The organism is Xanthomarina sp. (genome assembly GCF_035306605.1).
GTDB lineage: Bacteria > Bacteroidota > Bacteroidia > Flavobacteriales > Flavobacteriaceae > Xanthomarina.
Genome location: NZ_DATGNR010000046.1, coordinates 1 through 23,534, shown reverse-complemented (window position 1 = coordinate 23,534; position 23,534 = coordinate 1). Strand labels below are relative to the sequence as shown.

Below are 23,534 nucleotides of genomic sequence, written 5' to 3'. Positions count from 1 at the left end.
AGAAACGCAAAGATACAATATATGTCCTATTTTACCATGTAAGATGGCATTATATTAACAAATAGTTGAATAGACTTTTATTATGTAGTTATATGACTTGGATTAGTAGTTAAAATGGGCTTTTTATGTCAAGGAGGTCGTACCTTGGATTCTTTAATTTTTACTAAAAGTGACGGCTATTTTGCGTTCTTGTAAGTTTTCTTTAAAATACTTTTGAAAAGATAAAAACGAAGCTAGTAAAAGACCATTTTAGATCCTTGATGTTCATTTTAATTTAAGCACTTTTAAAAGCTATTAAAATGAAATACTCCTAATTTTGATAATTAGTACAAAATCTTCTTATTTTTGCGTTATGATTGAAGATAAAAACCAAGGCAAAACTGATTTAGGAAAGTTAGGGGAATTTGGCCTAATAGACCACCTAACTAAAAATTTCACTATCAAACAAAAAACAACTATTAAAGCTGTTGGAGATGATGCTGCTGTTCTAGAAGTTAAGGATAAGCAAATTGTTGTTACAACTGATATGTTGGTTGAAGGTGTGCATTTTGATTTGAGCTACATGCCTTTAAAGCATTTGGGGTATAAAGCTATAATTGTAAATTTATCCGATGTTTTTGCTATGAATGCTGAAGCTACTCAAGTTACAGTTTCTATAGCGGTTTCCAACAGATTTCCATTGGAAGCTTTAGAAGAATTATATGCTGGAATTGAAACAGCGGCTGAGATTTATAATATTGATGTAGTTGGAGGCGATACAACTTCATCTTTAACTGGTTTAATTATTTCGGTTACGGCTATTGGTACTGTTAATTCCAAGGATGTTGTTTATAGAAGTGGTGCAAAACCTAACGATTTGTTAGTGGTTTCTGGAGATTTAGGCGCTGCTTATATGGGGTTACAAGTTTTAGAACGTGAAAAAGAAGTTTTTAAGGTGAACCCGAACAATCAACCAGATTTAGACGCTTATACGTATATAATTGAAAGGCAATTAAAACCTGAAGCAAGAAAGGATGTTGTTAAATTACTTAAAGAATTAGGCGTAAAACCTACTTCCATGATTGATATAAGTGATGGATTGTCTTCTGAAATCATACATATTTGCAAACATAGTAAAGTGGGTTGCGATTTGTATGAAAATAAAATTCCTTTAGATCCACAAGTAATTTCAACTTGTGAAGAATTCAACATAGATAGCACGACTGTAGCTTTAAATGGAGGAGAGGATTATGAGTTGTTGTTTACCGTTTCTCAGAAGGATTTCCCTAAACTAAAAGCTAATCCAAATTTTACAATCATTGGCTATATGAAAGAGGAGTCTGCTGGAATGCATTTAATTACTAGAGCAGAAACTAGCATTCCCTTAAAAGCTCAGGGATGGAACTCTCTTAATGAGTAAATGAAATTTTCCAAGAGCTAAACTATTAACTAGTATTATTAAATTAATACCAGCCTACTAGTCAACTAGCAAGTTGAAAATTATTCGTGATAGTGAGTTTTATTATTAAATGGTATTAAAAACTTCCTATCTCTTAATCTTAGTAAATAGATGAGACTCCTGTTTTGTTTTTTAATCGGGTCATCCTTCTATTGTACATGTCTTCTAATAGGTTGTTTATTTCTTTGTACTTAGGGGTTAACTCGGTCAGGGATCCATTGCTATTTGTTGTTAATTGTTTTTTACAACAGGAACAGGTGTATTCACTTACGTGCGAAGTTATTTTTTTGGACTCTCTGTATTTGTGACCAAATATGTCGCAATAAAATTTAAGCGGAGTTCGTTTAGTAGTAGTTTTTTTCATAATTAGTTAGTTCTGGGTTTCCTAATTTAAGTAAAAAACATTGTTAATAGTCAAAACGGAATGAATATTCGATGAAACGCTCTAAATTGTAAGACAATTCTTTCTTATTTTCGATATGACTCATATGTCCTTCAGAAAGTATAGCCAATTCAACATCAGTGTTTTTTAAAAGCTCTTCTAGTAGGCCCACATTCATTATCGGGTCTTTTTTTCCTAAAATTACCATCTTTTTACAACTTAATTTTTTAAATAAAAGAGATTTGTCTTTTCTAACCTTCATGCCTTCGCTTGCAGCTATATAACCTTGAAGAGGTGTTTTAAGAGCTTCGTTTAAGGCAGATTTTAATTCGTTTTGAAATTTTGTTTTGCTTTCTAGGCTAAACAAATTGGAAAATGACATGCGGACTAAAGTTTCAAAATTAGTTTTTGCCATCTTGTTTGCTCTTGTTCTCAGATTTTGTCGCTCTTTATCGTCTGCTAGAAAAGTTGAATTCATTAGACAAAGTCCGTTTAGAGCTTTTGGATTTTTTTCGGCATAAGCCAAAGCAACATAGCCACCCATAGAATGACCAATAAAAACACTTTGTTTTATGTCTAAATGCGTTAAAATTGCTTCTACGCATTCTGCCATTAGCTCCATAGAGTGGATGTACCCTAAACAACCAGTTTTTCCATGGCCTAATAAATCGATAGCTATTACTCTATGGTTTTTGGATATTACCGGTATTAAATCAATCCACATATTAGAGTTTTCAAGGAACCCATGAAGGAGAACCACAGGTTTTCCTGATCCTTGGTCTTTAAAATAAACGGAGATGCCTTTGTGTTCTACAGTCATAATTTGTAGTTATTTTATTCAAAGATAAAAAGACTCGATAGTTTGTGAGCTCTTGGTCTAGTAATATTTACTCTATAATTATTAGTTCATGGAGGTTAGGGATAGATTTTTTTTGTAGGTATAATACAATTTAAACTACTTAGAAAATAATAAACCCCATAAGGTTGATGGTTATGGGGTTTACTTTTATAAATTCTCCTTTTTTACTATTTTTTGAATAAAAATATAGGTGGAGTTTATTTGTTCATTAAATCTTCTATTTCATCAGCTTCTATTGGAATGTTTCTCATCAAATTAAATGGTTCTCCATTCTCTTGAATAACCACATCGTCCTCTAGTCTAATTCCGAAACCTTCATCTGGAATATAAATTCCTGGCTCTACGGTAAATACCATGTTAGCTTTCATTGGTTCGGTTAGAATGCCATAATCATGCGTGTCTAAACCTAAATGGTGGGATGTTCCATGCATAAAATATTTTTTATAAGCAGGCCAATCTGGGTTTTCGTTTTTAACATCGGCTTTATCTAGTAATTTTAGGCCCAATAATTCTGAAGTCATAATTTTTCCAACTTCTATATGGTAATCTGCCCAGATAGTTCCTGGAACTAACATTTTTGTAGCTTCATTTTTTACGCGGTTTACAGCGTTATAAACTTCTTTTTGACGCTTGGTGAATTTTCCTGAAACAGGGATGGTTCTGGACATGTCGCTAGAATAGTTAGCATATTCGGCACCAATATCTAATAAAACCAAATCACCAGCTTTACATTGTTGATTGTTTTCAATATAATGTAATACGTTCGCATTGTTTCCAGATGCAACTATAGGTGTGTAAGCAAATTTTTTCGAACGGTTTCTTATAAATTCATGGATAAACTCTGCCTCAATTTCATGTTCCCATACTCCAGGTTCTAAAAAGTTTAATACACGTCTAAAGCCTTTTTCTGTAATGTTACACGCTTGCTGAATTAAATCAATCTCAATTGGGTCTTTAACCGAGCGTAAACGCTGTAAAATTGGGTTGCTTTTTGCTACTTTGTGTGCTGGATATTTTTCTCTTAACCATTTATTGAAACGGTCTTCTCTAGTTTCTGTTTGAACATTGGCTCTATAATGTTCATTGGTGTTAATATAAACGGTATCTGCTTGAGACATTATTTCACGCATAATTTTCTCAAAATCCTGTATCCAATAAACAGTTTTAATTCCTGAAGTTTCAAAAGCAGCTTCTTTATCTAGTTTTGCGCCTTCCCAAACTGCAATATGCTCGTTGGTTTCAGTAAGAAATAAAATTTCTCTATGACTCTCTTTAGGGCAGTCAGGGTAAAGTACTAAAACACTCTCTTCTTGATCGACTCCACTTAAATAAAAGATATCACGATTTTGTTCGAAGGGCATGGTGCTATCTGCGCCAATAGGATAAATATCATTAGAATTAAATACAGCCAAACTATTTGAAGACATTTTAGCTGCAAAATTTTTACGATTTTTTATAAAGAGCTTGTTGTTAATTGGGTGGTATTTCATCTGTTTTAGAAATTAATGTTTTTCTGAATAAGAAGTATATTAAAATGTCTTTCTATTCAGTATTATTTTTGAATAAATAATTGGGTTGCTAAATTTTCTCAAAAATACGTATTTCCTATTGTCTAAGAAAAAAGCAGGTGTACTTTATCATTTATTTAACTGAAAGAAAAGGATTTTAATATTTAGAAGTGTGGAATTTTTTTGTTCATTAATTAAAATGATTCTAAATACACATTTTAGATTGTTACAACTTTGTCTAAATCTTATTTGAAACGTATATTTGTTTGATAAAAAAAATTAAACTTCAACAATGAGCGGAATTTTGAATTCTTCGATTGGAAGAAAATTTGCCATGGCACTGTCGGCACTCTTCCTAATGATATTTTTAGTACAGCATTTTGCAATAAACCTTCTGTCTGTATGTAGTAGCGAAACTTTTAATGAGGTGTCCCACTTTATGGGTACCAATTGGTTAGTACAATATGTGATGCAGCCCATACTATTATTTGGGGTGTTATTTCATTTTATTATGGGGTTTGTTCTAGAAATTAAAAACAAAAGTGCAAGAAAAATTAGCTACGTTAAATACAATGGAAGCGCTAATTCTACTTGGATGAGCAGAAACATGATTTACAGTGGTTTGTTTATCTTAATCTTTTTAGTAATTCACTTTATAGATTTTTGGTTTCCAGAAATAAACATTAAATATATCCAAGGTGATACCTCTGGATTAATAGATCCAAATAGTGCGGATAGTGGATACCGTTATTTTGAGGAGCTTCAACATAAATTTGTTCCTGTTTGGCGTGTTGCACTATATTGTATAGGATTTGTATTCTTATCACTTCACTTATTACATGGTTTTAACTCTGCTTTCCAGTCAGTTGGAGCAAATAATAAATACACTAAAGGATTAAAAGGATTTGGAAAAGCTTATGCTATTCTAATTCCATTAGGATTTATCGTTATTGCGTTATTCCATCACTTTAATCAATAAAAAAATACATCTAGTATGGCTTTAGATTCTAAAATACCAGAAGGTCCAATTGAAGATAAGTGGACTAATTATAAAAATAATATTAATCTAGTTAACCCAGCGAACAAACGTAATATAGACGTTATCGTAGTTGGTACTGGATTAGCGGGAGGCTCTGCTGCAGCTACTTTAGCAGAGTTAGGTTATAACGTAAAAGCATTTTGTTTTCAAGATTCTCCAAGACGTGCGCACTCAATTGCAGCTCAAGGGGGAATTAACGCAGCAAAAAATTATCAAGGAGATGGTGATTCAACCTATAGATTATTTTACGATACTGTAAAAGGTGGAGATTACCGTTCTCGTGAAGCAAATGTATATCGTTTAGCTGAGGTTTCGGCAAACATTATCGACCAATGTGTGGCTCAAGGAGTACCTTTTGCTCGTGAATACGGCGGACTATTAGATAACCGATCGTTTGGTGGAGTTTTAGTTTCTAGAACTTTTTATGCTGCAGGTCAAACAGGTCAACAATTACTATTAGGAGCTTATTCAGCCATGAACCGTCAAATTGGGCGTGGTAAAATAAAAATGTACAACCGTCATGAAATGTTAGACGTGGTGATGGTTGATGGAAAAGCTCGTGGTATTATTACTCGTAACTTAGTTACTGGTGAAATAGATAGACATTCGGCACATGCCGTTGTTCTTGGAACTGGAGGTTACGGTAACGTATTCTTCTTATCAACCAATGCAATGGGTTCTAACGTAACTGCTGCGTGGAAAGCTCACAAACGTGGAGCTTATTTTGCAAATCCATGTTACACACAAATTCACCCAACATGTATTCCTGTATCTGGAGATCATCAGTCTAAATTAACATTGATGTCTGAATCTTTAAGAAACGATGGACGTATTTGGGTTCCTAAACATAAAAAAGATGTTGAGGCAATTAGATCTGGGAAATTAAAACCTGTAGATTTAAAAGAAGAAGATAGAGATTATTACTTAGAACGTAGGTATCCAGCATTTGGTAACCTAGTTCCTCGTGACGTTGCATCACGTGCGGCAAAAGAGCGTTGCGACGCTGGTTTTGGTGTAAACGCAACTGGTGAAGCAGTATTTTTAGATTTTGCTTCAGCTATTCAACGTTACGGAAAAGAACAAGCTACAATAAGACATTTAGATGTTAATGATGTGGCTTTAGTAAAACAATTAGGTCAAGAAGTAGTAAAAAATAAATACGGAAACTTATTCCAGATGTACGAGAAAATCGTAGATCAAGATCCGTACAACACACCAATGATGATTTATCCAGCGGTGCACTATACAATGGGAGGACTTTGGGTTGATTACAACTTAATGACAACTGTTCCTGGTTTATACGCCATTGGAGAGGCTAACTTCTCAGATCATGGAGCTAACAGACTTGGAGCATCTGCTCTAATGCAAGGTTTAGCTGATGGTTATTTTGTACTACCATATACGATTGGAGATTACTTGTCGAATGATATTAGAACTGGAAAAATTCCAACAGATACTAAAGAGTTTGATGAAGCTGAAAAAAGCGTGCGTGATCGAATTAATCATTTAATAAACAATAAAGGGAAACATACAGTAGACCATTTCCATAAGAGACTTGGCAAAATTATGTGGAACAAAGTTGGAATGGCTAGAAACGTAAAAGGATTAACAGAAGCCATTCAAGAAATAAGAGAACTTCGTGAAGAATTCTGGAAAGATGTTAAAGTTCCTGGAACTAGCGATGGGTTTAACGACGAACTTGCAAAAGCAGGACGTGTAGCTGATTATCTAGAATTAGGTGAACTGTTTGCGAAGGATGCCTTACATAGAGAAGAATCTTGTGGAGGTCACTTTAGAGAAGATGCTGTTGAAGAAAGCGGAGAACAAAAAGGTGAAGCTAAGCGTGACGATGAGAATTTTGCATACGTAGCGGCTTGGGAATATAAAGGTGAGCCAAGCGATGCTGTTTTACATAAAGAACAGTTAGAGTTTAAAGATATTGAATTAAAACAAAGAAGTTATAAATAAGGAAAGTTATGAATTTAACACTGAAGATTTGGCGTCAGAAAAACGCAAGTGATAAAGGAAAGATGGTCGACTATAAAGTTAGTGATGTCTCTCCAGATATGTCTTTCCTTGAAATGTTGGACGTATTAAACGAAGACTTAATTAATAAGGACGAAGATCCAATAGCTTTTGACCACGACTGTCGTGAAGGTATTTGTGGGATGTGTTCACTTCATATTAATGGTGAACCACACGGTCCAGATAAAGGGGTTACTACATGTCAGTTACATATGCGTATGTTTAAAGATGGGGACACTATTTTTATCGAGCCTTTTAGAGCAGCAGCTTTTCCTGTAATAAAAGATTTAATTGTTGATAGAAGTTCTTTTGATAGAATACAACATGCTGGAGGATTTATTTCTGTAAATACTTCTGGTAATACCATTGATGCTAACGCCATTCCTGTTAATAAGCACGATGCAGATAAAGCATTTGATGCCGCTACTTGTATTGGTTGTGGAGCTTGTGTAGCTAGTTGTAAAAACTCATCAGCTATGTTATTTGTATCTGCTAAAGTTTCTCAGTTTGCCTTATTACCACAAGGTAAAATTGAAGCTACAGACCGTGTTTTAAATATGGTTAAACAAATGGATGAAGAAGGTTTTGGTAACTGTACTAATACAGGAGCTTGCGAAGTTGAATGTCCAAAAGGTATCTCGCTAGAAAATATTGCTCGTATGAATAGAGAGTATTTAAAAGCAAGTTTAAAAGGATAATATCATTCGAAACAAACACGAATAATTTCTTATAAATTAAAATCCCAAGTGAAGTCTTGGGATTTTTTGTTTCTTTACAATTCAATTTTTGTTATGAGTAATCCACAAACTTTTTATAAAGTTCAACTTGAAAAACATCAGCAGGACCTAAAGAAATTCAATAAAAAACTTATTGGGATGAGTAGTTTAAGACTGCTTGTTTTTTTAATTACTGGTGTAGGTGTATATGCCACTTTTACTTTTTGGCAGATCTCCGTTGCCATTGGTATTATTGGCGTTTTGGTTTTTATCTTTCTGCTTTCAAAATACACCGATGTTAAGCGTTTAAGAGATGTAAGTAAAGCTCTAGTCGCTATTAATGAAGAAGAATTAAAAATTGCTTCAGGTGATTTTCATCATCGAAACTCTGGAAAGAGATTTCAAGATCCACTGCACTATTATAGTTTAGATATCGACTTATTTGGAAGGGGGTCCTTCTTTCAATTTATAAATAGAACAACAATTAACGAGGGCGCCGAAAAACTTGCTCAAGCCTTAATAGCTAATGATATTCAAGACATCGAGTTAAAGCAAAACGCGATTAAGGAGTTGGCAGCTAAGCCAGAGTGGCGACAAAATTTTTCAGCGGTAGCTACTTTAATTCAGGCTGAAACTCCTGCGGTAAAAATTATCCAATGGCTAACTTCTCATAAAATGTTTTTACCTAAAATAATCTCTTGGGTTCCAATGGTGTTTTCTACTTTATCTTTAATTTTAATTGGGCTTAGCATGTTTAAAATAATCGACTTGAGCTTTGTTGGTTATTGGTTAATTTTAGGCCTGTTACTTACCGGAGTTTTCTTAAAAAAAATTAATGTTTTAGCAAGTAATACCGATAAGGTTAGGGATACTTTTAGACAGTATGCTTTGCTTTTAAATCAAATTGAAAACGAAACGTTTTCTTCAGAATTACTGAAAAACAAGCAAATTCAAATTCAACAGGAACATAAAAGAGCATCAAAGATTTTTTCTCAATTTTCAAAACATTTGGATGCTTTGGATAATAGAAATAATTTTATCTCAGCTATTTTTGGAAATGGATTTTTCTTACTAGACTTAAAAAATGCTTACAAAATCGAGCAGTGGATAAATCAATATAAAACAACCGTTTCTAATTGGTTTGAAGTGGTTTCATTTTTTGATGCTTATAATACCTTAGGAAATTATTCCTTTAATCATCCGGACTATGTTTTTCCTGAACTTGTAAAAAACAAAAGTGTTATTGAAGCGGTTGGTTTAGGCCATCCTTTATTGAAAAGGAATAAAAGAGTTGACAGTGATTTAAATATTCATAATCAAGAGTTTTTTATAGTTACCGGTGCTAATATGGCAGGGAAAAGCACTTTTTTAAGGACTGTTTCTTTACATATAGTTATGGCCAACGCAGGATTGCCAGTTTGTGCTAAATCGAGTAAATACACGCCTGTAAAACTAATTACAAGCATGCGTACCACCGATTCATTAACAGATGATAGTTCTTATTTCTTTTCAGAATTAACACGATTAAAGTTTATTGTTGATGAGATTGCTAAGGAACCCTATTTTATTATTCTAGATGAGATTTTAAAAGGAACCAACTCCACTGATAAAGCTATTGGCTCACGTAAGTTTGTAGAGAAATTGGTGGCAGGTAATGCTACTGGAATTATTGCAACACACGATTTAAGTTTATGTGAAATTTCTAAGGAATTAACCGAAGTAAAAAACCACTTCTTTGATGCTCAAATTGTGAACGACGAACTCTTCTTCGATTATAAGTTTAAAGATGGAATTTGCCAGAATATGAATGCGAGCTTTTTGTTGAAAAAGATGGAAATTATTTAAAAAAAAAGACCTGCTAGGTTTTATAAGCTAGCAGGTCTAATGTGGTTTATTTTGTTATAAACTGAAAAGGGTTATTTTTTTCTTTTCTTCTTCGTTTTCTTTTTGTCATTATTTTGCTTTGGGTGTACCAATTCCATTTCATCAATTAAATGTTTGGCTCCAGCATATTTGTCTACAATGAATAACATATAACGTACGTCCACCATGATATTTCTACAAATTTCTGGATCGTAGTTCATATCGCTCATTGTTCCTTCCCAAACTCTATCGAAATTCAGTCCTATTAAATTTCCATGAGCATCAATAGCTGGACTACCAGAGTTACCTCCGGTTGTATGGTTTGTTCCTAAAAAGCACACAGGTACTTTTCCATTAGCATCTGCATACTGACCGTAATCTTTTGCTTCGTATAAATCGATTAATTTCTGTGGGACATCAAATTCGTAGTCGCCAGGAATATACTTTTCTATAACCCCATCTAAATAACTTACAGGTGAGTAGTAAACAGCGTCTCTAGGAGAATAGCCTCTTACTTGTCCATAAGTAACTCGAAGTGTTCCGTTAGCATCAGGAAAGTATCTGGCATCTGGCAATGCCTTCATAAGAGCTGTCATGTATTCGGTTTGCAAAGCTGTAATAGGTTCGTTCTTTGTTTCGAATTCTGGATTTAAGCTATTGTAAAACTCTTCAACAAATGGTTTCGCATAAGCATAGGCAGCATCTTTATTTAGTTTTGCTACGATTTCCTCAGAAGTACCTTCAAATAATTTTAAAGCAGAATCTAAGCTAGTTAAAGCTGTTTTGTTATAAATAGTAGCATCTACATTATCCGTGTAAAATGGCATTACGTTTTCAAAAACACCTCTGTCCACATTAACATCATAATTTTTATGGATTCCAGAAAGGGTTCCTTGAATTGAGGAAATTGCTTTTTCAAATATAGCTGGATTACTTGTTATGGCTTGTTCAAACTGATAAGCTCTAAAACTCATTTCCATCAACTCGTTTGTTACTAAAAAGACTTCAATAAAACTTCTACGCTTAATGTTTATTTCTTCGAAATCTTTATACAATTTGTCAAATTCAGGAAGAATGTTTCCGTACTTTTCTTCCAGGTTTTTTTCTTTTAATGCTTTCTTGAAATCGGCTTCAAACTCGCGTCTTTTTTCAATGGCATTACTTTTTTGAATACCTAAGTTTTCACCTATCCATTTTTTATAGGCATTCGCAATTCTTGCTTGTTTGGAAGCATATTTTATTCTAACCTCGTCACTTTCCTTCATTTTAGCGTCGATAACTTTTAAAGCAGCTTCTCGGATTGCAATATTACTTGGGTTGTACTCCTGAGTAATTTGTTCTATAGCAACGGCCGGTAAATACTCATCTGTTGTTCCAGGGAAACCAAAAACCATTGTAAAATCTCCTTCTTCAACACCATCTAAAGAAATTGGTAGGAAGTGTTTTGGAGTATATGGAACGTTGTCTTCACTGTATTCTGCAGGACGGTTGTTTTTGTCTGCATAAATTCTGAACAAAGCAAAGTCTCCCGTATGTCTTGGGAATACCCAATTATCAGTATCGCTTCCAAATTTCCCAATACTTGATGGAGGTGTACCAACTAAACGAATGTCGTTATATCGTTCGGTTACAAATAAGAAATATTGGTTTCCTTTATAAAAGGATTTTATTTTAGTGTCTTGCCAAGTTTCCTTTACAACACCAGCTTCTACATTGTTAGAGTTTTTAGATACGACAGATTGTCTTTCTTTCTCAGTCATTTCTTCAGTAACGCCATTTAGTACTTGGGAAGTTACATCTTCAATTCTAACAATAAATTCTATGAATAAACCTGGGTTAGGTAATTCTTCTTTAAGATTCATAGCCCAAAAACCATCTTTTAAATAATCGTTTTCTAAAGAGGAATGGGATTGAATTTGACTAAATCCACAATGGTGATTTGTAAGAATTAGTCCTTTAGGCGAAATTACTTCGCTTGTACAGCCACCATTAAAATGCCCAATAGCATCTTTTAAACTGGAGTTGTTAACATCGTAAATGTCTTTGGCTGAAAGTTTGCTTCCAAGATCTGCCATTTCTTGCTCATTCATTCCTTCTAAAAGTGAAGGAATCCACATGCCACCTTGTTGTGCTGACACCTGAAGCGTAATAAAAAGTAATAGAATTTTAATGAATTTCATAATCAGTTAATTTTGTATTCACCAAAGATAAAAAACCAAGGTATAAAAGATGTTAAAAAGGTCTAAATTTATTGGTCTAACCGTTATCTTTAAAGTATGAAGCATTTATCTAAACTCCCAAATATTGAAACCACCATTTTTACCGTTATGAGTGGTTTGGCAAATAAGCATAAGGCTATTAATTTATCTCAAGGTTTTCCGAACTTTAAAAGTGATCAGAAATTGATAGACTTGGTTTCTAAAGCTATGAATTCTGGCTACAACCAATATGCACTTATGCCTGGAAATATGGAACTGCGTAAAGCTGTTTCTGAAAAGTTCAATTTGCTTTACGGAAGTTCGTATCATCCGGAATCAGAAATAACCATCACCGCTGGAGCTACTCAAGCTATTTATACAATCATTACGGCTTTTATAAGACCAGAGGATGAGGTTATTATTATAAAACCAGCGTACGATTGTTACGAACCTGCTATTTTGATAAATGGAGGGAAACCTGTTTCTATACAATTAGAAGCACCAAATTACAAGGTAAATTGGGTAGAGTTAAAGCAGAAAATTTCTTCTAAAACTAAAATGATTATTATAAATACACCTCATAATCCAAGTGGAACAATTTTAAGTAAGGCCGATATGTTACAGCTTCAAGAGATTACTAAATCCACCAATATCATTGTTTTGAGTGATGAGGTTTATGAACATATTGTTTTTGATGGTGAAAAACATCAAAGCGCATGTTTGTTCCCAGATTTAAAAGCTAGAAGTTTTATTACAGCTTCTTTTGGGAAAACATTTCATAATACAGGATGGAAAACGGGTTGTTGTTGCGCACCAAAAGCGTTGATGGAAGAGTTTAGAAAAATCCATCAATTTAATGTGTTTAGTGTCAATCATCCTGTGCAAATAGCATTGGCAGACTATATGCAAGACGCAAATACCTATTTAAACCTTTCTTCATTTTTTCAAGAAAAGCGCGATTTGTTTTTAAGTTTGATTAAAGATTCCAACTTTAAATTTAAACCTTCTCAAGGCACTTATTTCCAAGTGTTAGATTATTCTGGAATTTCTCAAGAATACGATGTGGATTTCGCCAAGCAATTAACCATTGAAAACGGATTGGCCTCTATACCACTCTCAGTGTTTAATGAGCATAATTTAGATAATAAAGTATTGCGATTTTGCTTGGCAAAAACAGATGATACCTTGAAGAATGCGGCAAATGTTTTAAATAGTCTTTAAATTTGGGGTTTTTGGTCAAATATGGCCTACTTTTTGAAGAGTTAAATATTGAATTAACAATAATAAAATAAATATGAAAAAAGTATTTTTAACTCTAATGTTTTTTGGATTAGTATATCAAATGAATGCTCAAGAAGTCGAGAAAAAGGAAGTAGCTGAACCGACTCTAGTAAAGGCGATAGAAAAATCAAGCACAGAAATTGGTGATGAGAGTGAAGCTAAAGCAAAAGTGGCTAAGGCTAAAATGGTTAAAGCTGAGGAGAAAAAAACTGAACTGGTTAAAGCTGAGGAGCAAAGAGTAAAAGAAGAACTGGTAAAGGCAGAGAAAGCTAAAGCTGAAAAACTAAGATTAGCTGAGGAAAAAGCGGAAAAGGAAAGAGCAGAAAAAGAGCTTAAAAAGTTAGAAAAGCAACAAAAGGAAGCTCTTAAAAGTCAGAAGCGAGCTGAAAAGAATCAAAAAAAGGCTGAAAAAGCTTTAAAGCAGAAAGAGAAAGCTCATAAGGCTTATGAAAAGTCAATAAACAAGCTAAATAGTACTCAAGATAAATATGAGTCTTTAAAGAATAAAGGAAAGCTTTCACCTGTTGACGAGTTAAAATGGCTTAAAAAAATAGACAAATTAAATAGCAAGGTTAAAAAGGCAGAAATAAAATTAAGAAAGGCTTAATACTTGTAAAAACATTTGAAGGTTATCCGTTTTCCAATGGACAAATTCTAGAATAAATTAAGCAAAAATAATTGGCGGCTAAATTGAATGACAGATAAACACTGTTGTTTAGTTTAGCCGCTTTCTTTTAAAAAAAGTTGGGAAACAATTAGTTTATGAATGTAATTTATAAATTTCAGAATTTTATTCCGCAAAAATTTCTATAATAAACGTGCGTTTATTCATGGTAAATTACGTTTAAAATTACTACTTTTAATAGATGCAATCCGAATTAAAAATAGCACTTATTCAAACCGAATTGTTTTGGGAAAATCCTGAACAAAATAGAAGACTTATTACTAAAAAAATAGAAAGTATTTCGACGGTAGTTGACATTATTGTTCTTCCTGAAATGTTTACTTCTGGGTTTACTATGAATCCAGCTAAAGTTGCTGAAACCATGTATGGTGAAACTGTAGTTTGGATGCAAGAGTTAGCTTTAAAAAAGCAGACGGCTATTGTTGGTAGCACGGTCATCTCGGAAAACAACCATTTTTATAATAGGATGCTGTTTGTTCATCCAAATGGAATTATAGAAACCTATGATAAAAGGCATACATTTACCCTTGCAGGCGAAGACAAAGCATATACTTCAGGAAAAGACAAGCTATTAGTTACTTATAAAGGTTGGAAAATATGCCCATTAATTTGTTACGATTTACGTTTTCCTGTTTGGGCAAGAAATATTGAAGAGTACGATCTTTTGATATATGTTGCAAATTGGCCAAAAATAAGAATTACAGCTTGGGATGCTTTATTAAAAGCAAGAGCCATTGAAAATATGTCGTATTGTGTGGGAGTTAATCGTGTAGGGACCGATGGAAATAATCATGAATACAACGGACATTCCGCTGCGTTTGATGTTTTAGGTGAAAAACTAGATGGTATTCCAGAGAACCAAGAAGCCATTGAAATTATTACACTTAGTAAATCTCATATTAAGACCAATCGAGAGAAATTCAATTTTTTAAACGATAAGGACCGCTTTACTTTACAGTAAGGTAAAATCAATAATCGGATCCCAGTTGGCACGAACGTCAATTACATCAGGGAAATAGCTGACTTTTTCAGGTTGTTGCTTTTTTAAATAATTTCCAGAATCAAACTTTTTATTCTTATTATTATCATGTACCACTCTTAAATAGTATTTATTAGGCGAAATGTATTTAAAGTCAATAGGTTCTGGTACGGTACTATATTTCTCAGCCTTAACGTTTCCTTTGTCATCTGTAAGTTGCACGATAACAGGGTAATTAACATTCTTTAGATTGATTCTTACATTGCCGTAATTTTCAAAGCCTTTGGTGGTAACTGTGTAGTTTAAACTGTCATTTTTGTTTTCAAAAAAGTCGGTAAAAGTATTTGGTAGTACACTAATAGAATATCTGTTGTTTTCAGTTTTATCAAAACTTAAGGCTAACTTGTTTGTCAAGGAATCTAATTTTGATTTAAAGGGAACATTCAAAGAATCCTTATCCATAATGCTGATTTTTTCAGCAACAATTTTTTCAAATGGAATGTTAGCAGAAATATTAAAATCTTCTTCAAAACCAATAGTCCCATTTGGGGCCGTTGATATAATTAAAGTATCTCTTTTTTGCTCACTTATTTTTACTACAAAATCTTGATTGTAGTTCTTGTTGGTTACATTAAAGATTAAGGTGTCTACTTCATTAAAACGTGGTTTATACCAATAATTCAAGGAGTCTGATTTCGCATCCTTGGTCACTCGATAGCTAAAGTCTTTAGGTGTGTCCGATTTAATTTTTATCTTCATGTTTTTATAATCTCCTTCAAAACCAAAAGCTATTTTTTCTCCAGACACCAAACGCGGATTTACAATTTTTGGATCAGCTTCTTCCTTGAACAACTTGATTGTGTAAAGCGAATCAGTAGGAACTGTTATAGGTTTTTCTAAAAATCCAATTTTGTCGCTACGTTGTTGGTATTTGCTATCTTGGTTTTCATCTTTTAAAGCCACCATCATGTATTTACCAGCTTTAATATTGTCGATTGAAAAAACAGTCGTACTATCTAGGGTGTTGGTAATGTATTTAGGCGTCTTTTTGTAAATTATTGAATCGGTAAAAGTAGAATCCATTTCGTATAACATAACTGATACATACTCTTCTGGTTTACGTAAGGTTGCATCTAAAATAATCCCTTTCACCGAAAGTGAATCGATATAGTCTCCTGTAGAAAATACATATCTGTAAAATGGATATGGATTGGATTCGTTGTTGTCCACAATGCTATTGCCAAAGTTAAAGGCATAGGTAGTGTTTGGATCTAGGGTGTCTTTAATTTTAAAAGTAATAAATTTACTTGCTGCTCCTTGTGGATATATTTCTGGTGCAGGATCCATGGGAGGCGAGATAATCAATTGTTTTTGTAGGTTATTTATTTTTACATATTCGTTAAAAACAATCTTTATTTCCGTTCCCTTAAAATTGGTTGAAAAATTTTCAGGGTCAGATTTTACAATTACCGGAGGGTCTACGTCTTTGTCTCCACCACTTGGTTTTCCTCTATTAGCACAATTAACAAGTAACAAGCAAACTAAGATAAAGTATAGTGGTTTGTAAAAGACGTCTTTCATTTTTCAATTTTAAATTAGATACAAAGAAACAATTTAATTCTCATACTGTAAACAATCCTTAAGCTATTGCCATAGAAGCCAAACTGATTTTAACATTTTCGGCTTTGTTTAAAACTGAAATGCAGGCTTCCATTGTGGCTCCGGTAGTTATAACATCGTCTACTAAAAGTATATGTTTACCTTGAATTTTTTCTTTGTTTTGAATAGCAAAGAGTTCCTCGTTGTTTATCCACCTGCTAAATCTAGATTTGTTTACTTGAGAGGCTGTATTGGTTATCTTTATTAGCACATCATCGTAATAATCAACATCTAGTTGAAGCGCAATTTCCTGTCCAAATTTAGTAACTTGGTTGTAGCCTCTTTTTCTTAGTTTCTTTTTGTGGAGTGGAACTGGAATAACAATATCTATACTTTTATATGCATCTAATTCTTTTAACTCTTCACCTAACCATTTGCCTAAAAATACACCAATTTCCTGATAACCTTTGTATTTTAAATTGTGTATTAATTGTTGGGTAATACTTTTCTTTTCAAATCGTAATAGAGCTGTGGCTTGTTCAATTTTTGCGCGACCGTAAAAGGTTTTTAAAACGTAATCGTCGTTTTCGAAATGAAAATTAGTAACAGGTAAGTTGTGCCTGCAACTTGTACAAACATAGTTTTCGAAATCGGTTAGCTGAGATTGGCATGCAAAACATACTTTAGGAAAAAATAAATCTAAAACTGAAGCCAACATTTTGTAAGATTTTAGCTTAAAGATAATAATAACTATCAAGCTCTAAACTTGTTTTTTAATTAATAATTTATGACTACAACAAATATATTATCAGTTCATCGATTAAAATAAGAAAACAGAATCATTCTTTATAGTTTCGTGGAGTAAAATAAATTAAGATGATAGTTAATACTCAATTATTTAACTACAGATTAATTATAGGTACATTATTAGTAGCAATTGTTGTTTTTGGGTCTTATGGCTTTGTAAAGTATCAAACACTTAAAAATCATCAATCATTTGTGGAACAAGAAACTTCTCTTGTTCAAAATGAATTACAAGAGATGATTAATAGGTATGATGAAGTAAGGAAAGGCAACAAAACTAAGGATAAAGAATTGGCTGAAACTAAAGCAATACTTTCAAATGTTTTAGATTCTGTTGGAATTTTTGCGTCAAATGTATCCGTAATTTCTAAGTATAAAAATAAGATAGATGTTCTTGAAGCTGATAGGTTTCAATTGAAGAAAATGACCCAATTGTTTCAGGAAAAAAATAACTTACTTGAGGTTGAAGTGTTGTCATTGTCACAACAATTAGCCAATCAACAAAATGAATTATACCTTCTTGAGCACGAGAATGCTATTTTAACCAAAACCGTTAAGGAAATTCAATCAGTGTCGGCAGAGAATGTTCATGCAGTTGCATTAAGTACAATTAGCGCTAGAAACGACGCGAGAACTAATAAAATTGATAAATTAGATCATATTGAGGTTTGTTTATCTTTATTAAGTAATGAGCTTACTCCAAAAGGCAATAAAAATATTTTTGTTCAGATACTTGGGCCAGACAACCAATTGGTTGTAGAAAGAGGGCATGTAAATTTCAATAATTCTACTTTAAAATATAGTGGAATGACTGTTGTAAACAACAATTACAGCAATATTGAAGTTTGCACTAAAATTAATATAGAATCAAAAGAGTTATTTAAAAATGGTGCCTATTCTGTTGTTGTTTATAACGACGATTTAGAAATAGGAAAAACAGAATTAGTGTTAAAATAAGCAACTAATAATATATTTGTGAAAACCGTTCCTTTAATGGGAACGGTTTTTTATTTTTGCAGTATGGCAAACGATGATCAATTTAAAAAAGTAATCTCTCACGCTAAAGAGTATGGTTACGTGTTCCAAAGTAGTGAAATCTACGATGGACTAAGTGCAGTGTATGACTACGCTCAGAATGGAGTGGAGTTAAAGAAGAATATTCGTGACTATTGGTGGAAATCTATGGTCCAAATGAATGAAAATATTGTAGGAATTGATGCCTCTATATTTATGCATCCAACTACTTGGAAAGCTTCAGGGCACGTGGATGCCTTCAATGATCCATTAATCGACAATAAAGATTCTAAAAAACGCTACAGAGCAGATGTCTTAATTGAAGATTACTGTGCTAAAATTGAAGCGAAAATAGATAAGGAGGTTGCTAAAGCTGAAAAACGTTTTGGAGCTGCTTTTAATAAAGAAGAATTTGTTTCTACCAATCCTCGTGTTATAGGGTATCAGGAGAAAATAACTGAGATTCTTACTAGAATGGGGAAATCTTTGGAGAAAGAAGATTTAGCCGATGTTAAAGCATTAATTGAGGAGTTAGAAATTGCAGATCCTTTAACGGGTTCTAGAAACTGGACAGATGTTAAGCAGTTTAACTTGATGTTTGGTACCAAACTTGGTGCTAGTGCAGAACACGCTATGGATTTATATTTACGTCCTGAAACAGCCCAAGGAATATTTGTGAATTTTCTAAATGTTCAGAAAACTGGACGTATGAAAATACCTTTTGGTATTGCACAAACAGGAAAAGCATTTAGAAACGAAATTGTTGCAAGACAGTTTATTTTTAGAATGCGCGAGTTTGAACAAATGGAAATGCAATTCTTTATTAAACCTGGAACTCAAAAGGAATGGTTTGAATATTGGAAAGAGCATAGAATGAAATGGCACCTATCACTTGGTTTAGGTGAAGAAAATTACCGTTTCCATGATCATGAAAAACTAGCACATTATGCCGATGCTGCTACAGATATTGAGTTTAAATTCCCATTCGGATTTAAAGAATTGGAAGGAATTCATTCTAGAACTGATTTCGATTTAAAACAGCATGAAGAATTCTCAGGAAAAAAATTACAATATTTCGATCATGAGGAGAATGCTAGCTATACACCGTATGTACTTGAAACTTCTATTGGTTTAGATAGATTGTTCTTAGCAATTTTCTCAAATGCTTTAGTGGAAGAAGAATTAGAAAACAATACCACTAGAACGGTTTTAAAATTACCAGCGGTATTAGCACCTGTTAAAGCTGCTATTTTACCATTGGTTAGAAAAGATGGTTTACCAGAAGTTGCTAAGCAAATCTTAGAAGATTTAAAATGGGAGTTTAGTGTTGATTACGATGAGAAAGATGCTGTTGGTAGACGTTACAGACGTCAAGATGCTAACGGAACACCATTTTGCATTACTGTAGACCACGATACCTTAGAGGATAACACAGTTACTATTAGACATAGAGATACTATGGAGCAGAAACGTGTAAAAATCGAGGATTTAAAGGATATTATTAAAGCTGAAGTTGATGTGAAACATTGGTTGATGAAGATGTAATAAATTCCTGCGCAGGCAGGAATCTTAAAGTTAAAACTCCCAAGCTAAATTAGTTTGGGAGTTTTTTATTTTATTCATCCATCTTAAATCGCAGAAGACGTAAAGCATTTAATACTACCACAATGGTTGAGCCTTCGTGAAAAAGAACTGCTAGCCCTATATTTGTGAGCCCTAAAATGGTTACGGGTACCAATATGGCAACCACGCCCAAACTAATAAATATGTTTTGTTTGATAATACGTTTCGACTCCCTACTTAAACTAATAGCGAAGGGTAGTCTTTCAATTTTATCAGACATTAAAGCTACATCTGCGGTTTCTAGAGCTACATCACTTCCTGCTGCTCCCATAGCTACGCTTACAGTACTTAGTGCCATGGCAGGTGCATCATTAACGCCATCGCCAACCATGGCTATTCTTTTATCTTCTTCAAGTAGTTTTTTAACGGCCTCAACTTTATCTTCTGGCAGTAAATTCCCTTTGGCTTCAGTTAGTCCTATTTGTTTAGCAATAGTATCTCCTACATTTTGATGGTCGCCAGTAAGCATAACCATTCGTTTGATTCCAATCTTCTTTAAACGTTTCAATGTGCTTGCCGCTGTTTTCCTTGGAACGTCCATGACGCTTATTAAACCAATAATTTTACTATTAAAAGAAACTAACATTACAGTATGTCCATGTTCCAATAAGGACTTCATTTTAGAAGTTATGGATTCGTCAACAGGAATTCCTTCATCTACCATAAGCTTGGTATTTCCTATAAAAACTGGAGCGTCCTTATAAATAGCCTGAATCCCTTTACCTTGAATAGCGGTTATTTCAGAGGCATTTCCTAAGTATTCAATGCTGTATTGTGCCTTAATATCCTTAGAAATTGCTTTGGCCAATGGATGGTTGCTTAAACTTTCAACTTCTAAAACCAATTGTACAAAATCTGTTTCCTGAAATCCGTTGAAAGGAATTACGTTTGTTAACTTGGGCTTTCCTTCAGTTAAAGTTCCTGTTTTATCAAAGGCTATGGTTGTAATTGCACCTAAATCTTCTAGAGCTTTTCCTCCTTTAATTAAAACGCCTTTTTGAGCAGCTCTAGCAATCCCACTTAATACTGCGCTGGGTGTAGAAATAGCCAAAGCACATGGGCTAGCGGCAACTAAAACAGTAATGGCTCGATATAAACTTTCTTGAAAAGTTTCGTCTATAATGAGATGTGCAAAACACAATAAAATAACTAATAATATAACGAGAGGAACATAAACTTTTTCGAACTTTTTAGTAAGTCGTTGGGTTGGAGATTTTTGAGTTTCAGCCTCGCTTACCATTTTAATTAATCTAGCTACTGTCGAATCTTTACTTAGTTTTAAAACTAAAACTTCTATATGCCCATCGCCATTTATGGTACCTGTAAAAGCAATGTGAGTTTTGTCAATATCTTTGAAGTCGGGTAAATTAGTTGTGTTTAGAATAGCTGTTTTATCTACAGGGATACTTTCGCCAGTAATAGGTGCTTGATTAATGCTACTACTGCCTTCTATAATTACGCCGTCGGCTGCAATTTTTGTGTGTGGTTTTACAATAATGATATCGTTAATTTGTAATTGCTCGACCGGAGTTTCAATAAGTTTTCCATCTTTCCTTACTAAAGCTGTGTTTGGCGACAAATCGTTTAAAGCTTCAATGGACTTAGTGGCTTTATTCATAGCGTAGCTTTCTAAAGCATGACCTAAACTAAATAGAAACAATAGTAGTGCGCCTTCTGCCCAGCTGCCAATATAAGCAGCGCCTGCCGCAGCAGCAATCATTAAAAAATCAATATCGAATCCGCCTTTTGATATTTTTTGAGTCGCTTCAATACTTATAAAGTAACCTCCAAAAAAGTAAGCAATAATATATATGCTTAAATGAGACCAATCAGGCGTAGAAGTGGTTTTTTCTAATATAAATCCAATAAGTAAAAAAAAGCCACAGAGTATAGAAAAATATAGGTCTGTTTTCTTTCCGAAAATTCCACCGTGGTCGTGGTGATGTACGTCTTTAGTATGTTTATTCATTGGTTTTGTATCCTGATTCTGAGGTGTTAATTTATTAATTTTGTAAGGAGTTTGCCCTATTCTTAAAGGCTTTTATTCAATATACTATAATTAATGACTATGACCTCCGCCACCATCATTTAGTAACATATAAGTGCCTTTTGTTAATATTTTCTTGTCTTTTAGATCTATTTCGTTTAAAATTTCAACAAAATCCTCTGTTTCCATACCTTTTTTAATTTTTACTTTTTCTAAATGATATTCTGTTTCTGTTTCATTTTTTAAAACTAATACAAAAGAATCGTCTTCAACCTCTACAACAGCTTCTTTTGGAACGGCCATGTTTCTTACATTATTAATCACGATATCTGCTTCAGTAAACATGCCCACTATAAATTGCGTTTGGTCTTCATCTATATGACCATGGATTTTTACGCGTCTGGTTTTTTCATCAATGGTGGTTCCAACCAAATGCACTTCAGCTTTAAAAATACGATCCGAAGCTTCTGGAACTGTAAACAGGATTTTTTGTCCTTTTTTAATCTTTAAAATATCTTTTTCAAATACCGAAAGTTCTAAGTGAATGTGGTCTGTATCTACAATCTCTATAACAATATCCGAAGGGGAAACATAGCTGCCATTACTTACATTTACTTTGGTAACATAGCCAGCAATTGGCGCATATAAATTGAGGGTTGATGTTATTTGACCTTGTTCTACCGAAGTGGGGTTGATGTTCATCATTTGCAGTTTTTTACGCATCCCGTTGTACTGTGCCAAATTGCTTTTATACGTACTTTCAGCTTTTAAGAAGTTTTTTTGCGAGGTGATGTTTTCATCATACAAAGTTTTTTGTCTGGTAAACTCGGATTTTAGGTAGCTTAATTGCTCGGCAACTTCTAAATAGTTCTGCTGAATTTCTACAAACTCCGGATTTTCAAGTGTGACCAATAATTGTCCCTTTTTAACTTTATCTCCTATTAATAAAGGTGTTTTTGTAATATATCCACCCATAAAAGTAGCGACACTCGATTTATTATAGGGAGGCACATCTATTATACCATTGGTTTTTATGCTTTGGCTAAATGCTTCTTCTGAAAGGGTGCCAAAAGCCATATTTTCACCTTCAAACTGTTGTTTGGTGATGTCTATTTCGTTGGAATCTGTTTTAATTACTTCAACAGCTTCTATGTTTTTTTCTGAATTTCCACAGGCTACTAAAACCAATGAAAACATAAAGATATATAGGTTTTTCATTTTTATAAAATTAAGTAATTGATGGCAATAATGGTTTGATTGTACGTGTTTAAATTATCGAGATAGGTGATTTCCATGTCTTTGGCTGTCTCTATACTTTGTATGTACTGAAAGAAATCGATTTCACCTTCTTTAAAAGTACGTTCGGCAGTTTTTATTATTTCATCTGAAAGCATTTTGCCTTGGGTTTCGTAATAATTAATAGCTTCTTCATATTGCTGAAGTTTTGCTAATAAGGATTGATATTCGGCATGTAACCTCACTTGATAATCCTGTTTCTGCTCTTCTACAACTTCTTGAGCAATTTTTGAAGCTT

19 protein-coding genes are annotated in these 23,534 nt (G+C 33.4%); 10 read left to right on the top strand and 9 right to left on the bottom strand.

From position 1 onward, the window contains the following. Positions 1-352 precede the first annotated feature (352 nt). Positions 353-1,399, top strand: coding sequence for a thiamine-phosphate kinase (gene thiL, locus VKY41_RS06795; RefSeq protein WP_500813684.1), 1,047 nt, complete (start codon positions 353-355; stop codon positions 1,397-1,399). 139 nt (positions 1,400-1,538) lie between these two features. Here the strand turns inward: thiL and VKY41_RS06790 are convergent, their stop codons facing one another. From VKY41_RS06790 to VKY41_RS06780, 3 genes are all read right to left on the bottom strand, one after another. Further along, the gene (locus tag VKY41_RS06790; RefSeq protein ID WP_500813683.1) at positions 1,539-1,802 is read right to left on the bottom strand and encodes a DUF1660 family phage protein; all 264 of its coding nucleotides are present in this window, start codon (positions 1,800-1,802) and stop codon (positions 1,539-1,541) included. Between the two features lie 43 nt (positions 1,803-1,845). After that, positions 1,846-2,640, bottom strand: a complete 795-nt coding sequence (locus VKY41_RS06785; protein ID WP_500813682.1) for an alpha/beta fold hydrolase — start codon at positions 2,638-2,640, stop codon at positions 1,846-1,848. A 236-nt stretch (positions 2,641-2,876) separates the two neighbouring features. Next, a complete protein-coding gene (locus tag VKY41_RS06780) occupies positions 2,877-4,169 on the bottom strand; it encodes an aminopeptidase P N-terminal domain-containing protein (RefSeq protein WP_500813681.1) in 1,293 nt (430 codons plus the stop codon). A gap of 310 nt (positions 4,170-4,479) precedes the next feature. Between VKY41_RS06780 and VKY41_RS06775 the strand changes: the two genes are divergently transcribed. From VKY41_RS06775 to VKY41_RS06760, 4 genes are all read left to right on the top strand, one after another. Beyond that, positions 4,480-5,166 (top strand): succinate dehydrogenase cytochrome b subunit, encoded by a 687-nt coding sequence (locus VKY41_RS06775; RefSeq protein WP_500813680.1) that lies wholly within the window; start codon positions 4,480-4,482, stop codon positions 5,164-5,166. Between the two features lie 15 nt (positions 5,167-5,181). Beyond that, the gene (locus VKY41_RS06770; protein ID WP_500813679.1) at positions 5,182-7,194 is read left to right on the top strand and encodes a fumarate reductase/succinate dehydrogenase flavoprotein subunit; all 2,013 of its coding nucleotides are present in this window, start codon (positions 5,182-5,184) and stop codon (positions 7,192-7,194) included. An 8-nt stretch (positions 7,195-7,202) separates the two neighbouring features. Continuing rightward, positions 7,203-7,949, top strand: a complete 747-nt coding sequence (locus VKY41_RS06765) for a succinate dehydrogenase/fumarate reductase iron-sulfur subunit (protein ID WP_500813678.1) — start codon at positions 7,203-7,205, stop codon at positions 7,947-7,949. A gap of 93 nt (positions 7,950-8,042) precedes the next feature. Beyond that, positions 8,043-9,812, top strand: coding sequence for a MutS-related protein (locus VKY41_RS06760; protein WP_500813677.1), 1,770 nt, complete (start codon positions 8,043-8,045; stop codon positions 9,810-9,812). Between the two features lie 71 nt (positions 9,813-9,883). Here VKY41_RS06760 and VKY41_RS06755 read toward each other — a convergent pair whose 3' ends face one another. After that, on the bottom strand, positions 9,884-12,010 hold the full coding sequence (locus tag VKY41_RS06755) for a S46 family peptidase (RefSeq protein WP_500813676.1): 2,127 nt from the start codon (positions 12,008-12,010) through the stop codon (positions 9,884-9,886). Positions 12,011-12,106: 96 nt separating this feature from the next. Here VKY41_RS06755 and VKY41_RS06750 point away from each other — a divergent pair, with 96 nt between their 5' ends. The 3 genes from VKY41_RS06750 (at position 12,107) to VKY41_RS06740 (ending at position 14,955) form a co-directional block, all read left to right on the top strand. Next, entirely contained in the window at positions 12,107-13,249 is a 1,143-nt protein-coding gene (locus tag VKY41_RS06750; RefSeq protein ID WP_500813675.1) for a methionine aminotransferase, read from the top strand. 73 nt (positions 13,250-13,322) lie between these two features. Further along, positions 13,323-13,916, top strand: a complete 594-nt coding sequence (locus VKY41_RS06745) for a hypothetical protein (protein ID WP_500813674.1) — start codon at positions 13,323-13,325, stop codon at positions 13,914-13,916. Positions 13,917-14,175: 259 nt separating this feature from the next. Then, positions 14,176-14,955, top strand: a complete 780-nt coding sequence (locus VKY41_RS06740; protein WP_500813673.1) for an amidohydrolase — start codon at positions 14,176-14,178, stop codon at positions 14,953-14,955. Here VKY41_RS06740 and VKY41_RS06735 read toward each other — a convergent pair. Next, on the bottom strand, positions 14,947-16,554 hold the full coding sequence (locus tag VKY41_RS06735) for an Ig-like domain-containing domain (RefSeq protein WP_500813672.1): 1,608 nt from the start codon (positions 16,552-16,554) through the stop codon (positions 14,947-14,949). The genes VKY41_RS06740 and VKY41_RS06735 overlap by 9 nt on opposite strands. A 58-nt stretch (positions 16,555-16,612) precedes the next feature. Next, a complete protein-coding gene (locus VKY41_RS06730; RefSeq protein WP_500813671.1) occupies positions 16,613-17,290 on the bottom strand; it encodes a ComF family protein in 678 nt (225 codons plus the stop codon). Between the two features lie 158 nt (positions 17,291-17,448). On the opposite strand from VKY41_RS06730, the gene VKY41_RS06725 reads away from it, so the two are divergent. Next, positions 17,449-18,333, top strand: a complete 885-nt coding sequence (locus VKY41_RS06725) for a DUF8428 domain-containing protein (RefSeq protein ID WP_500813670.1) — start codon at positions 17,449-17,451, stop codon at positions 18,331-18,333. Between the two features lie 63 nt (positions 18,334-18,396). Then, positions 18,397-19,935 (top strand): glycine--tRNA ligase, encoded by a 1,539-nt coding sequence (locus VKY41_RS06720; protein WP_500813697.1) that lies wholly within the window; start codon positions 18,397-18,399, stop codon positions 19,933-19,935. Positions 19,936-20,005: 70 nt separating this feature from the next. Here the strand turns inward: VKY41_RS06720 and VKY41_RS06715 are convergent, their stop codons facing one another. The 3 genes from VKY41_RS06715 to VKY41_RS06705 all read right to left on the bottom strand — a co-directional run. Next, entirely contained in the window at positions 20,006-21,982 is a 1,977-nt protein-coding gene (locus VKY41_RS06715; protein ID WP_500813669.1) for a heavy metal translocating P-type ATPase, read from the bottom strand. Between the two features lie 90 nt (positions 21,983-22,072). Further along, positions 22,073-23,218 (bottom strand): efflux RND transporter periplasmic adaptor subunit, encoded by a 1,146-nt coding sequence (locus tag VKY41_RS06710; protein ID WP_500813668.1) that lies wholly within the window; start codon positions 23,216-23,218, stop codon positions 22,073-22,075. A gap of 2 nt (positions 23,219-23,220) precedes the next feature. After that, positions 23,221-23,534: hypothetical protein (locus VKY41_RS06705; protein ID WP_500813667.1), on the bottom strand; the 314-nt coding region annotated here is incomplete at its 5' end.